The 12,820-nt window shown below is 74.0% G+C and carries 12 protein-coding genes; 4 read left to right on the top strand and 8 right to left on the bottom strand.

Annotated elements, in window-relative coordinates:
• Nucleotide 1 precedes the first annotated feature (1 nt).
• The 7 genes from M3673_RS11660 to M3673_RS11630 form a co-directional block, all read right to left on the bottom strand.
• Complete coding sequence (locus tag M3673_RS11660; RefSeq protein WP_251533821.1) at nucleotides 2–1,678, bottom strand: phospho-sugar mutase; 1,677 nt, start codon at nucleotides 1,676–1,678, stop codon at nucleotides 2–4.
• Nucleotides 1,679–1,741: 63 nt separating this feature from the next.
• Nucleotides 1,742–2,362 carry a hypothetical protein gene (locus M3673_RS11655; protein WP_251533819.1) on the bottom strand — a complete coding sequence of 207 codons (621 nt, stop codon included), beginning with the start codon at nucleotides 2,360–2,362 and terminating at the stop codon, nucleotides 1,742–1,744.
• 54 nt (nucleotides 2,363–2,416) lie between these two features.
• Nucleotides 2,417–3,457, bottom strand: coding sequence for an aldo/keto reductase (locus tag M3673_RS11650; protein ID WP_193661261.1), 1,041 nt, complete (start codon nucleotides 3,455–3,457; stop codon nucleotides 2,417–2,419).
• 38 nt (nucleotides 3,458–3,495) lie between these two features.
• The gene (locus M3673_RS11645) at nucleotides 3,496–4,140 is read right to left on the bottom strand and encodes a biliverdin-producing heme oxygenase (RefSeq protein ID WP_251533818.1); all 645 of its coding nucleotides are present in this window, start codon (nucleotides 4,138–4,140) and stop codon (nucleotides 3,496–3,498) included.
• Nucleotides 4,137–4,847: a TetR family transcriptional regulator gene (locus M3673_RS11640; RefSeq protein WP_251533816.1), complete on the bottom strand. Its 711-nt coding sequence runs from the start codon at nucleotides 4,845–4,847 to the stop codon at nucleotides 4,137–4,139. The genes M3673_RS11645 and M3673_RS11640 overlap by 4 nt, the downstream gene beginning before the upstream one ends.
• Nucleotides 4,847–5,644 (bottom strand): purine-nucleoside phosphorylase, encoded by a 798-nt coding sequence (locus M3673_RS11635; protein WP_056863891.1) that lies wholly within the window; start codon nucleotides 5,642–5,644, stop codon nucleotides 4,847–4,849. Before M3673_RS11635 ends, M3673_RS11640 begins: the two co-directional genes overlap by 1 nt.
• Nucleotides 5,645–5,693: 49 nt before the next feature.
• Nucleotides 5,694–6,146: a gamma-glutamylcyclotransferase gene (locus M3673_RS11630; protein WP_056863892.1), complete on the bottom strand. Its 453-nt coding sequence runs from the start codon at nucleotides 6,144–6,146 to the stop codon at nucleotides 5,694–5,696.
• 70 nt (nucleotides 6,147–6,216) lie between these two features.
• On the opposite strand from M3673_RS11630, the gene lpdA reads away from it, so the two are divergent.
• Together lpdA and M3673_RS11620 are read left to right on the top strand one after the other, a co-directional pair.
• Entirely contained in the window at nucleotides 6,217–7,623 is a 1,407-nt protein-coding gene (gene lpdA, locus M3673_RS11625) for a dihydrolipoyl dehydrogenase (protein WP_251533815.1), read from the top strand.
• A 29-nt stretch (nucleotides 7,624–7,652) separates the two neighbouring features.
• Nucleotides 7,653–9,059: an NAD(P)H-quinone dehydrogenase gene (locus M3673_RS11620; protein WP_193661259.1), complete on the top strand. Its 1,407-nt coding sequence runs from the start codon at nucleotides 7,653–7,655 to the stop codon at nucleotides 9,057–9,059.
• A 49-nt stretch (nucleotides 9,060–9,108) separates the two neighbouring features.
• Here the strand turns inward: M3673_RS11620 and M3673_RS11615 are convergent, their stop codons facing one another.
• Nucleotides 9,109–9,801, bottom strand: coding sequence for a DUF305 domain-containing protein (locus M3673_RS11615; RefSeq protein WP_251533814.1), 693 nt, complete (start codon nucleotides 9,799–9,801; stop codon nucleotides 9,109–9,111).
• A gap of 116 nt (nucleotides 9,802–9,917) precedes the next feature.
• Between M3673_RS11615 and M3673_RS11610 the strand changes: the two genes are divergently transcribed.
• A complete protein-coding gene (locus M3673_RS11610; protein WP_251533813.1) occupies nucleotides 9,918–11,456 on the top strand; it encodes a hypothetical protein in 1,539 nt (512 codons plus the stop codon).
• 99 nt (nucleotides 11,457–11,555) lie between these two features.
• Nucleotides 11,556–12,806: a SpoIID/LytB domain-containing protein gene (locus tag M3673_RS11605; RefSeq protein WP_251533812.1), complete on the top strand. Its 1,251-nt coding sequence runs from the start codon at nucleotides 11,556–11,558 to the stop codon at nucleotides 12,804–12,806.
• Nucleotides 12,807–12,820 lie beyond the last annotated feature (14 nt).

The following is a 12,820-nucleotide window of genomic DNA, read 5'->3' as shown; positions in this document are numbered from 1 at the left end:
GCTACAGCCCCGCGGCGGCCGCGAGGTCGGTGCGGACGGCGTCGAGGCGTCCCGCGGCGACGATGCGGGCGGCCGCGACGGCATCGGCCGCGTCGTCGTCAGGGCCGGCCTCCACGGGCACGACCACCTCGAGGTAGCACTTGAGCTTGGGCTCGGTGCCGCTGGGGCGCACGACCACGCGCGCGCCCTCGGCGAGGCGGTAGCGGAGACCCTCGGTGGGCGGCAGGCCGCCGGCGGGCGGAGCGGCGAGGTCGTCGACCGCCTCCACCGCGAGGCCGCCGAGCACGGTCGGCGGGGTGGAGCGCAGCGTCTGCATCGCCCGGGTGATGACGCCGAGGTCCTCGACGCGCACCGAGAGCTGGTCGGTGGCGTGCAGGCCGTGGCGGCGCGCGATGTCGTCGAGCAGGTCCAGCAGCGTGCGGCCCTCGGCCTTGGCCCCGGCGGCGATGTCGCACAGCAGCAGGAGCGCCGAGACGCCGTCCTTGTCGCGCACGTGCTCGGGGTCGCAGCAGTAGCCGAGCGCCTCCTCGTAGCCGAAGGCGAGGCCGTCGACGCGACCGATCCACTTGAAGCCGGTGAGGGTCTCGACGTAGGGCTGGCCGGCGGCAGCGGCCATGGTGCCGAGCAGGCTGGAGGAGACGAGGGAGGTGGCGTAGGTGCCTTCGCGGCCCGAGCGCAGCAGGTGGTCGGCGAGCAGGGCGCCGACCTCGTCGCCGCGCAGCATGCGCCAGCCCTGCGGGGTCGGCACGGCCGCCGCGCAGCGGTCGGCGTCGGGGTCGTTGGCGACCACGAGGTCGGCGTCGACGCGGGCGGCCAGCTCCATGGCCAGGTCCATGGCGCCCGGCTCCTCGGGGTTGGGGAAGGCGACGGTGGGGAAGTCGGGGTCGGGCTGCTCCTGCTGCTCCACCACGCGGGGGGCCGCGAAGCCGGCCGTCTCCAGCACCGCGGCGACCGAGGTGCCGCCGACGCCGTGCAGGGGGGTGTAGACGATGTCGAGGTCGCGCGGCCCGTCGGCCACGAGGGCGGCGGTGGTGTCGAGGTAGCGGTCGACGACCTCCTCGCCCAGCACCCGCCCGGGGCGACCGCGGGGCACGTCGGCGACCCGGCCGACCGCGGCGATCTGCGCGGCGATGGCGGCGTCGACGGGGGCGACGATCTGGCTGCCGTCGCCGAGGTAGACCTTGTAGCCGTTGTCCTCGGGCGGGTTGTGGCTGGCGGTGACCATCACGCCGGCGGCGCAGCCGAGCTCGCGGATGGCGTAGGCCAGCACGGGTGTCGGCAGGGGGGCGGGCAGCAGGTGGGCCTCGAAGCCGGCGCCGGTCATCACCTCGGCGGTGTCGCGCGCGAAGACGTCGCTGTTGTGCCGCGCGTCGTAGCCGATCACCACGCCGCCGCGCGCCCCCGTCTCCCGGAGGTACGCCGCGAGGCCGGCGGCCGCCCGCGTCACCACGACGCGGTTCATCCGGCGGGGCCCCGCACCCAGGGCGCCGCGCAGGCCGGCCGTGCCGAACTCCAGCGTGCCGTCGAAGCGGTCGGCCAGGTCGCCCTGCGCCGCCGCGTCGCCCGCCTCGGCCGCCGCCACGACCGCGTCCAGCTCGGCCCGGGTGGCCGGGTCGGGGTCGTCGGCGCTCCAGGCGCGGGCGAGGTCGAGCAGTGTGGCGAGGTCGGGGCGGGTCATGGGGCTGACGCTAGTGCGTGGCGACCGGCGGTCCTAGCCGGGCCGGTCCGGCGCCGCGGGCGCTCAGGAGCCGCAGCGACCACCCGGCGCCGACACCGGGTCCGACGCGGCCCGGAAGCCGGTGGCCCAGGCGCGCGCCACACTGCCGGCCACCCCGTCGGCGTCGGTGAACTCCAGGCCGAAGCGGTCCCAGCCGCCGCCGCGGCGGGCCTGCGAGACGCGTGCGAAGACGTAGTAGTCGCCGGGCCCCACCTGCGCGGGCAGGGCGCTCCGCTCGCCCCACGCCACGGTGTCGCGCTCGCCGCGGGGAGGCGCGGTGCCGCGGGCCATGCCGGTGTAGGACCCCTGCCCGGGCGGGCGGCGACTGATCGACTGCCCGGAGACCTCGACCCCCCGCAGCCCCCCGAGCACCAGGCGCTCGACCGTCGCCGGGGCGCTCACCCGGAACGACTCCCAGACCACGTAGGGCTTCCGGGCCGGCGCGCACCGGGTGCTCGTGCCCCGGTCCAGGGTGACGGCGGTCGAGCGGGCGGGGGGCGCCGGGTCGCTCGGGGTGGGCGTGGCCGGCGAGGACGCGGCGGGAGCGCCGGGCCCGCCCGACCCGTCCTGGCCGCCGCCACTGCTGCAGGCGGCGGTGACGCCGACGAGGAGGGAGAGCAGGGCGACCAGGGGACGACAGGGCACGACCGGATGCTGCCCCTCGCCGGCGCAGGGAAACCGGGTCCCCCTCACGCCCGCTCAGGCGTCGATGCTGCTCATGTCGCCGTAGCGCTCGCCCACGACGGCGTCGCGCGGCACGGCGCGCTCGAGGGCCTCGAGGTCGGCGGCGTCGAGGGAGACCGCGACGGCCCCGGCGTTCTCCTCCAGGTAGCGCACGCGCTTGGTGCCGGGGATGGGGGCGACGCCCAGGGTGTCGTCGCCCTGCGCGAGCACCCAGGCGAGCGCGAGCTGGCCGGGGGTGCAGCCCTTGGCCTCGGCGATCCCGCGCACCTTCGCCACGAGCGCGAGGTTGGCGCGCAGCCCCTCGCCGTTGAGCCGGGGGAAGTACGCCGTGCGACGCGAGTCGCCCTCCTCCAGCTGGCTCTCGTCGGTGATCGCGCCGGTGAGGATGCCGCGACCCAGCGGCGAGTAGGGCACCAGGCCGATGCCGAGCTCGCGCAGCACGGGGAGGATCTCGTCCTCGAGGTCACGGGTGAACAGGGAGTACTCGGTCTGCAGCGCGGTGATCGGGTGGGTGGCGTGGGCGCGGCGGATCGTGGCGGCCGAGGCCTCCGAGAGGCCCAGGTGGCGGACCTTGCCGGCCTCGACGAGCTCGGCCATCGCGCCGACGGTCTCCTCGATCGGCACGGTCTTGTCGACACGGTGCTGGTAGTAGAGGTCGAGGTGGTCCACACCGAGCCTGCGCAGCGAGGCGTCGCAGGCGGTGCGCACGTAGTCGGGCCTGCCGTTGATGCCCAGGCGGGTGCCGTCGGGCAGCCGCTCGTTGCCGAACTTCGTGGCCAGCTGGACCTCGTCGCGGCGTCCGGCGATGGCGCGGCCCACCAGCTGCTCGTTGGTGAACGGGCCGTACATGTCGGCGGTGTCGAGGAAGGTCACGCCGAGGTCGAGGGCGCGGTGGATGGTGTCGACGCCGGTCTGCTCGTCGCCGGTGCCGTAGAACTCCGACATGCCCATGCAGCCCAGGCCGAGGGCGGAGACGGTGAGGGGTCGACCCTCGTGGGAGGCGGTGCCGAGGGTGCGGGTCGGGATGCTCGCGGGGGTCGGGGCGGAGGTGCTCATGGGTCCACCCAAGCGCGGCGGTCCAAGCCGCGCGTGCGTCAGCGCGCGCCGAGCAGGTCCAGCTCCGCCGCGAGCTCGACGAAGAGCGCCTGGTTGAGGGCGAAGGCCGCCTGCACCTCGGCCACGACCGCCTCCTGCTGCGCCTCGTCGAGGTCGAGCCCGTCGAGGCGCAGGCGGTAGGCGTCCTTGTACGGCTTGGGCCTCGGTACGGCGTCGAAGCGGTAGAAGTCCGTGCCGCGGCCCCCGAGGTCGAAGGTCCGGTCGAGGGTGCGGCCGATGGCCTGGCCCCCGGAGAGGTCGCCGAGGTAGCGGGTGTAGTGGTGGGCCGCGAAGCCGGCGCCGCCGGCCACGCCGGTGCTGGCCTCGATGCGGCGCTCGTAGGCCGCGACCGCGGGGGAGTCGACCTCGCGGGGTCCGCCGGGCGCCCAGTGCTCCAGGTCGGCCTCCAGCGCGGCCGACCGCTCGAGGTCGGGGTCGTGGACCGCGACGACACCGGGGTGGTGCAGGTGGGCGCGGGCGGTGCGCTCGAGCGCGGCGTACACGCGCTGCAGCCGCAGCAGGTAGGCGGTGTAGCCGGCGGCGTCGACCCCTCCCTCGAGCAGGCGGGTGACGAAGACCGAGGCCTCGGCGGCGCGGTGCTCGGCCATCGACCCCTCGCGCATGCGCGCCGACAGCGTGCTCACGCGGGCAGGCCGGACGCGGGCACGTCGGGCAGGGGGTGGGCGCGCAGCATCGCCGCGGCCATGGCCACCAGGTTGGCGACGAAGGCGTCGGTGTCGAGGCGCTCGCGCCGGGGGGAGTCGCCGCCCAGGGCCCGGGCGCGGTCGCCGATGGCGCGCAGCACGAAGCCGGTCATCAGGGTCAGGCGCTCCTCGCGCAGCGCGTCGGGCAGCGCCGGCATCCGCTCGACGATGAGGGCGTAGACCTCGTGGCCCCCGGTGCGGGCCAGCGCCTCCTCCACGCCGTCGAGGGCGCGGGCCTGGTCGTCGGCGATGAGCTCCGCGACGATCATGAGGTAGCAGCGCCCGCGCCAGTCGCCCTCGGCCACCTCGACGCTGGGCCGCACGACGGCCTCGATCGCCGCACCGAGGTCGTCGTCGGGCCGCTCGCGCGCCGCGGCGAGCAGCTCGCGCTCACGCGCGGCGAGGACCTCGGTGAACTGGTCGAGCACCGTGGTGAGCAGGCCAGCGCGCGAGCCGAAGTGGTAGTGCACGGCGCCCCGGTTGCGCTGGCCGGCCTGGCGGGTGATGTCGAGCAGCGAGGCGTTCTGCACGCCGTGGTCGGCGAAGGCGCGCGTGGCCGCCTCGACCAGCCGGGCCCGGGTCTCGCGACCCGAGGACAGGTCGCCGGTGGGGTCGGGTGTCTCGCCGGTCGTCTCGTCGGGGGCCATCAGATCCGCGGGACGATCGTGGAGAGGAGGTCTCCCATCCGGCTGGCCGCGGCGCGGCCGGCCTCGAGGACCTCGGCGTGGTCGAGCGGCTCGCCGCTCATGCCGGCGGCGAGGTTGGTGACCAGGCTGATGCCGAGGACCTCCATGCCGGCCTCGCGCGCGGCGATGGCCTCCAGGGTCGTGCTCATCCCGACCAGGTGGCCGCCGATGGCGCGGACCATCCCGATCTCGGCGGGGGTCTCGTAGTGCGGTCCGGGGAACTGGACGTAGACGCCCTCGTCGAGGCTCGGGTCGATCTCGCGGCACAGCGCGCGCAGGCGCGGGGAGTAGAGGTCGGTGAGGTCGACGAACCGCGCGCCCTCGATGGGGGAGCGGCCGGTGAGGTTGATGTGGTCGCTGATCAGCACGGGCTGGCCGGGGCTCCAGGTCTCCTTGAGCCCGCCGCAGCCGTTGGTGAGCACGATCGTCGAGCACCCCGCGGCGGCCGCGGTGCGGACCGGGTGGACGACGGCCGGCACGCCCTTGCCCTCGTAGTAGTGGGTGCGCGAGAGGAACACCAGCAGGTTGCGCTCGCCCGAGCGCACCGAGCGGATCGTGCCGGAGTGGCCGGCGACCGCGGCGGGGTTGAAGCCGGGCAGGTCGGTCGTGGCGATCTCGGCGGTGGCCTCGCCGAGCGCGTCCACCGCGGGGAGCCAGCCCGAGCCGAGCACCAGGGCCACGTCGTGGCGCTCGACGCCGGTCAGGTCGGCGAGCTTCTGGGCGGCGTCGGTGGCCAGGGAGTAGGCGTCGTCGTTCACCGGCCCAGCCTATGCGTGCCGCGACCCGTCGCGAGCCGGGGGCCGGGAGCTACAGGCCGGAGGAGCGGCAGGGGCGTCGGCGCAGGGCGGCGACGTAGTCGGCAGGGGCGTCGGCGGCCTCGGCGGCGTCGGCCAGCACGCCGAGGTAGGAGGCGGAGGGCAGGCCGCCCTCGTAGGCGTCGAGGACGTAGGCCCACGTGACCTGCTCGCCGGTGAGCGTGGAGACCCGCACCCGGGTCTTGCGGTAGAGGCCGGTGTCGGCCTGCTCCCAGCCGTCGAGGCTGCTCTCGTCCTCGCGGGTGACGTCGTAGACGGCGACGAAGACCTGCTCGAAGGGGTCCTGGACGATGGTGGGCAGGGCGCCGTCCCAGCCGTGTTCCTCGCCACCGAAGGTCAGCCGCCAGCCCTCCAGCCAGCCGGTCGTGCGCAGCGGCGAGTGGGGGCAGCGCTCGCCCATGCGGGCGGGATCGAGGTTGCTCCCGTAGGCGGCGTAGAGCGTCACGTGACGAAGAGTAGTGCCGGGTGCCCGCCCGCCTTGGGCCGACCTGCGCGCGAGCCCTAGGGTGGAGCCCGTGAGCACGCACTTCGATGTCCTCGTCCTCGGCGCCGGTCCCGGCGGCTACGTCGCCGCGATCCGCGCGGCCCAGCTCGGCAAGAAGGTCGCCGTGGTGGAGGAGAAGTACTGGGGCGGTGTCTGCCTCAACGTCGGGTGCATCCCCTCCAAGGCCCTGCTCAAGAACGCCGAGCTCGCCCACGTGCTGACCCACGAGAAGGCCAAGTACGGCATCGAGGGCGACGCCACCATGGCCTTCGGGCCCACCCACAAGCGCAGCCGTCAGGTCTCCGGCGGCATCGTCAAGGGCGTCCACTTCCTGATGAAGAAGAACAAGATCACCGAGATCGACGGCTGGGGCACCCTCACCGGCGCGGTCGACGGTGGTCAGGGCGTCGAGGTCAAGGACAAGGACGGCAACGTCACCTCCTACACCTGCACCGACCTCATCGTCGCCGCGGGTGCCAAGACCCGGCTCATCCCGGGCACCTCTCTCAGCGAGCGGGTCGTGACCTACGAGGAGCAGATCCTCACCGACCAGCTGCCCGGCTCCATCATCATCGCCGGCTCCGGCGCGATCGGCGTGGAGTTCGCCTACGTGCTGAAGAACTTCGGCGTCGAGGTGACCATCGTGGAGTTCCTCGACCGCATGGTGCCCACCGAGGACGCCGACGTGTCCAAGGAGCTGCTCAAGCACTACAAGAAGCTCGGCGTCGACGTGCGCCTGTCGACCAAGGTCGAGTCCATCGAGGACTCCGGCGACCAGGTCTCGGTGACGGTGTCGAAGGACGGCCAGCAGGAGGTCCTCAAGGCCGACAAGGTCATGCAGGCCATCGGCTTCGCCCCGCGCGTCGAGGGCTACGGCCTCGAGGCGGCCGGTGTGGAGCTCACCGAGCGGGGAGCGATCGCCGTCGACGGGCGGGGTCGCACCAACGTCGAGCACGTCTACGCCATCGGCGACGTCACCGGCAAGATGATGCTGGCCCACGCCGCGGAGGCCATGGGCATCGTGGCCGCCGAGACCATCGCCGGCGCGGAGACCATGGAGATCGACTTCGACATGATCCCGCGGGCGACCTACTGCCAGCCGCAGGTGGCCTCGTTCGGCTACTCCGAGCAGCAGGCCAAGGACAAGGGCTACGACGTCAAGACCTCCACGTTCCCCTTCTCGGCCAACGGCAAGGCGCAGGGTCTCGGCGACGCGGTCGGCTTCGTGAAGGTCGTCGCCGACGCCGAGCACAACGAGATCATCGGTGCCCACCTCATCGGCCCCGACGTGACCGAGCTGCTGCCGGTGCTGACCCTGGCCCAGCAGTGGGACCTCACCGCCGACGAGGTGGCCCGCAACGTCTTCGCCCACCCGACGCTGGGTGAGTCGGTGAAGGAAGCCGTGCACGGCATCGCCGGCCACATGATCAACTTCTGACCGAGCCCGCCAGCGCGAGGAGCACAGCCATGCCCGACCGGACAGTCGACAAGGTCGTCATCATCGGCGGTGGTCCCGGGGGCTACGAGTCCGCGCTGGTCGCCAGCCAGCTCGGGGCCGAGGTGACCGTGGTCGACACCGACGGTCTCGGCGGGTCGGCGGTCATCACCGACTGCGTGCCGAGCAAGACCCTCATCGCCACCTCCGAGCTGATGACCGAGGTCGCCGGCGCCGCCGAGCTCGGGGTCAACTTCCACGACGTGGAGGGCGACGCGGCCACGACGCTCAGCGTGGACCTGGCCCGGGTCAACACCCGGGTCAAGGCCCTCGCCGCCGAGCAGTCGGTCGACATCGGCCGCCGCCTCGACCGCGAGAACGTCACGGTGGTGCGCGGCCGCGGCCGCCTCGACGGTCCCGAGCGCGTCGTGGTGACCGGCCCCGACGGCTCCGAGCAGACCCTCGAGGCCGGCGCCGTGCTCATCGCGACCGGCGCCTCGCCCCGCACGCTGCCCAGCGCCCAGCCCGACGGAGAGCGGATCCTCACCTGGGAGCAGGTCTACGACCTCACCGAGGTGCCGACCGAGCTGATCGTGGTCGGCTCGGGCGTGACCGGGGCCGAGTTCGCGTCGGCCTACCTCGCCCTCGGGATCCCCGTCACCCTCGTCTCCTCGCGCGACCGCGTGCTGCCCGGCGAGGACGCCGACGCCTCGGCCGTGCTCGAGGAGGTCTCCAAGCGCCGCGGCATGAAGGTGCTCTCCCGCTCGCGGATGGAGTCGGTGACGCGCGACGGCGACGTCGTGACCGTGACGCTCACCGACGGCCGCAGCGTGCAGGGCTCGCACTGCATCCTCGCGCTCGGCTCGGTGCCCAACACCACCGACCTCGGTCTCGAGGACGCCGGCGTGCGGCTCAAGGACGGCGGCTTCGTCGGCGTCGACCGCGTCTCGCGCACCACCGCCCGCGGGGTCTACGCCGCCGGCGACTGCACCGGTGTGCTGATGCTCGCGTCGGTGGCGGCCATGCAGGGCCGGATCGCGATGTACCACTTCCTCGGTGACGCCGTCGCGCCCCTGGACCTCAAGAAGGTCGCCTCCAACGTCTTCACCGCCCCCGAGATCGCCACGGTCGGCTGGTCGCAGCAGGCCGTCGACAACGGGGAGATCACCGCCGAGGTCGTCATGCTGCCTCTCTCGGGCAACCCGCGGGCCAAGATGCAGGGCGTGCGCGACGGGTTCGTCAAGCTCTTCTGCCGTCCCGGCACCGGCATCGTCGTCGGCGGCGTGGTGGTCGGTCCTCGGGCCAGCGAGCTGATCCACCCGGTGTCGCTGGCCGTGGCGGAGTCGATCACCGCCGACCAGCTCGCGGCCACCTTCACCGTCTACCCCTCGATGAGCGGGTCGATCGCGGAGGCCGCCCGCCGGCTGCACCGCGTCTGACCCGCGCCCGACCCGTGTCCGGGCCGCGTCCGACCGGGAGCGGCCGGCCTCAGAGCCGGTCGAGCAGGACCTCGAGCCGCTCGATCTCCGCGGTCTGGCCCGCGGAGATCTCGGTGGCGATCTCGTTGACGCGCTGGTCGGAGCCGTCGGCGAGCACCGCCTCGGCCATCGTGACCGCGCCCTCGTGGTGGCGGATCATGTCGGTGAGGAAGAGCCGGTCGAAGTCGACGCCCTCGGCCGCGGCCAGGGCGTCGAGGTCGTCGGAGCCGAGCATCCCGGGCATGGCCCCCATGCCCTCCATGCCCTCCATGTCGTGACCCTCGTGCCCCGCCGCGGGGTCGCCCGACACCGCCTCGGTCATCTCCGCCAGGTCGGACTCGTCGGGCACCGGGAGGCCGCGGGCGTCGAGCCACGCCGCCATCTCGAGGATCTCGGGGCCCTGGCCCGCCGCGATGCGGTCGGCCGCCGCGAGCACGGCCGGGCTCGCAGCCCGGGTCTGCGCCAGGTCGACCAGCGTCAGCGCCTGCGCGTGGTGGGGCACCATCTGGGTCAGGAACGACGCGTCGTCGGCGTCGACCCCGGCGGGCAGCTCGGCGGCGGGGGAGCCCGCGGGGGCGTCGGACGCGCCCCCCTGCGGCGTGTCCGCGGCGCCGTCGTCGGAGCTGCACCCCGCGAGGCCCAGCGCGAGCACGGCGGCGGCCGCGGCGATCGACGTACGGTGCAGGACAACGACCCGAGTCATGGATCCAGCACATCACAGGGTGGCGCGATCGGGCCACAGCGGCCAAGATTCTCCTGACCCACCCCTCCGCGGCACCCGCGGAGGGATTCGACACTCGGACGAAGGGCCCACCCCCCGTGACACCACCCACCCCCCGCCGCACCCGCGCCGGGCTCGCGCTGCTCTCGCTGGCCCTCGGCGCCGGCGCGGTCGCCGGCCTCACGATCACCGGCGCCGGCTCGGCCTCCGCCGAGCGCACCGACCCGACCTGCACCCCCGCCGAGCGCGCGGACCTGCGCGCCGCCGGCGACAACTTCGACGACGCCTGCGCGCTGCCCGGCCAGGCGCTCGCCGGTCTCGACTCCTACGAGGCCACCGCCGACCAGGGCGAGGTCGACAAGAGCAGCAACGTGCGACAGATCGCCCGCAAGCCGCTGGTCGGCTCCTTCACGCCGGAGAACGGCGGCGTCGGCAGCGACCTGGCCTTCCAGGGCAAGTACGCCTACGACGGCAACTACAACGGCTTCGCGGTCTTCGACATCTCCCGACCCACCGAGCCGAAGCGCGTGGCCCAGGTCGAGTGCCCCGGCGGTCAGGGCGACGTCTCGGTCTACCGCGACGTCCTCGTGCTGAGCGTCGACTCCAGCCGCAGCGACGACTCGTGCAGCAGCGTCTCGCAGTCGGCCGAGGAGGAGTCGTCGTGGGAGGGTCTGCGGGTCTTCGACATCTCCGACCCCGCCGCCCCGGAGTACGTCGCGTCGGTGGAGACCGACTGCGGCTCGCACACCCACACCCTCGCGCCGTCGAAGTCGGGGGAGCGGCTGTTCGTCTACGTGTCCTCCTACGGACCCAACGACGCCTTCCCCGACTGCCAGACCCCGCACGACCGCATCAGCATCGTCACCGTGCCCGTGGCCGACCCCGCCGGTGCGGAGCTGCTCCGCACGCCGAGGCTGTTCCCCGGCGGCGGCAACCCCGGCAGCGGCGTGCCCGGCGGCAACAGCGCCACGAGCGGCTGCCACGACATCACCGCCTACCCGCAGAAGGACCTCGCCGCGGGGGCCTGCATGGGCGACGGCATCCTGATGGACATCAGCAAGCGCGCCGAGCCCCGCGTCATCGACCGGGTCCGCGACGAGCGCAACTTCGCCTTCTGGCACAGCGCCACCTTCAACAACGCCGGCACCAAGGTCGTCTTCACCGACGAGCTCGGCGGCGGCGGTGCGCCGACCTGCAACCCCGGCACCGGCCCCAAGCGGGGCGCCAACGGCATCTACGACATCGTGCGTCGCGACCTGGAGTTCCGCAGCTACTACAAGATCCCGCGCACCCAGGCGCTCACCGAGAACTGCGTGGCCCACAACGGCTCGCTGATCCCGGTGGAGGGCCGCGACATCATGGTGCAGGCGTGGTACCAGGGCGGCTTCTCGGTCTTCGACTTCACCAACTCCCGCAAGCCGGTCGAGATCGCCCACTTCGACCGCGGAGCCATCTCCGACACCGAGCTCGTGCTCGGTGGCTCCTGGTCGACGTACTGGTACAACGGCCACATCTACTCCAGCGACATCACCCGCGGCCTCGAGGTCTTCGCCATCGACGACCCGCGCGTGAACAAGGCCAAGAAGGTGCGCATGGGCACCTTCAACGCCCAGTCGCAGCCGTCCTACAACGGCTGACCGCACCACCCCGCACGGCACCGAGCGGGCTTGAGACGCGTCCGGTCCTCCTGTGAGGATCGGGCGCGTCCTGCCTGCCTCCACCCCCCGGGAGTCCCTGTGCGCCACCCCCGCCCCGCCCGTGCCCACCCCGCGCGCCGCCTGAGCGGCGCCGGCTCCCTGCTGTCGGCCGCCCTGCTGTCGGTGGCACTGATGTCGGTCGCCCTGCCGACGCGCGGTGCGGCCGCCGAGGAGGGGGAGCGGAGGGCCCCGATCGGTGGCGTCGACCTGGCCGGGCGCGGCTACGGCCACGGCATCGGCCTGTCGCAGTGGGGCGCCGAGGGTGCCGCACGCCAGGGCCTCGGGGCCCAGCGGATCCTGCGCTTCTACTACCCCGGCACCGGCCGGGGCACGGTCGGCGGCGACGTCAGGGTGCTGCTCTCGGCCGACACCAGCGACGACGTCGTCGTGAGCGCGCGTCGGGCCCTGACCGCGACCGGGTCGGCGGGCTCCGCGCGCACCTGGCGGCTCGCCGAGGCCCGCCCCGAGGCGAGCCGGTGGCGGATCACCGCCGCCGCCGACGGTGACAGCCTGGTCTCGTCGCAGACCTCCGGCGGCCCCTGGAAGCGGTGGCGGGTGCTGCCGGGGCAGGCGCAGTTCGCGGCCGGGGGAGCGCCGGTGCGGCTGCACACGCCCGCGGGCGCCGTGGACTACCGCGGCGCGCTGCGCTCGGCGGCCTCCGGGTCGGGCCGCGACACCGTCAACGTCGTCCCGCTGGAGTCCTACCTGCGGGGCGTGGTGCCGGCCGAGGTGATCGCCTCGACCTGGGACCCCGACGCGATCCGCGCCCAGGCCGTCGCCGCCCGCACCTACGCCGCCTTCGAGCGCGCCGCCGCACCGGGCTCGCGGCACTACCAGCTGTGCGACACCGCCGCCTGCCAGGTCTACGGCGGCTTCTCCGCCGAGCACCCGCGGGCCGACGCGGCGATCCGGGCCACCGCGCGCCAGGTGCGCACGAAGGACGGGAAGCCGATCTTCGCGCAGTTCTCGGCCAGCAACGGCGGCTGGACCCGGGCCGGATCCTTCGGCTACCTGCGGGCGAAGAAGGACCCCTACGACCCGTGGCGCGGCAACCCCTACGTGCCGTGGCCCGAGGGCACGGTGCGGATCAGCGACGAGGCGCTCGAGGGGGCGCTGCCGCAGATCGGAGAGCTCACCGGCGTGGAGGTCACCCGCCGCGACGGAGACGGCCCGCGCGGCGGTCGCGTCGTCGAGGTGCGCGTGAGCGGCACCGATGCCTCCAGCACCGTGAGCGGTGACCGGTTCCGCTCGTTCTTCGGGCTGCGCTCGGACTGGTTCTGGCTCGTCTGAGCCCCCTCCCGCGA

Origin of the sequence: Nocardioides sp. P86 (genome assembly GCF_023712465.1) — a bacterium.
In the GTDB taxonomy this organism is placed as follows: domain Bacteria; phylum Actinomycetota; class Actinomycetes; order Propionibacteriales; family Nocardioidaceae; genus Nocardioides; species Nocardioides kribbensis.
Note: the sequence above shows the minus strand (reverse complement) of the source record. Positions and strands in the feature narration are given on the sequence as shown.

Excerpts from the sequence above, each read along its gene's own strand:
- M3673_RS11660 (WP_251533821.1), bottom strand. The coding sequence starts at position 1,678 with ATGACCCGCCCCGACCTCGCCACACTGCTCGACCTCGCCCGCGCCTGG.
- M3673_RS11650 (WP_193661261.1), bottom strand. The coding sequence starts at position 3,457 with ATGAGCACCTCCGCCCCGACCCCCGCGAGCATCCCGACCCGCACCCTC.
- M3673_RS11640 (WP_251533816.1), bottom strand. The coding sequence starts at position 4,847 with ATGGCCCCCGACGAGACGACCGGCGAGACACCCGACCCCACCGGCGAC.
- M3673_RS11620 (WP_193661259.1), top strand. The coding sequence starts at position 7,653 with ATGCCCGACCGGACAGTCGACAAGGTCGTCATCATCGGCGGTGGTCCC.
- M3673_RS11615 (WP_251533814.1), bottom strand. The coding sequence starts at position 9,801 with ATGACTCGGGTCGTTGTCCTGCACCGTACGTCGATCGCCGCGGCCGCC.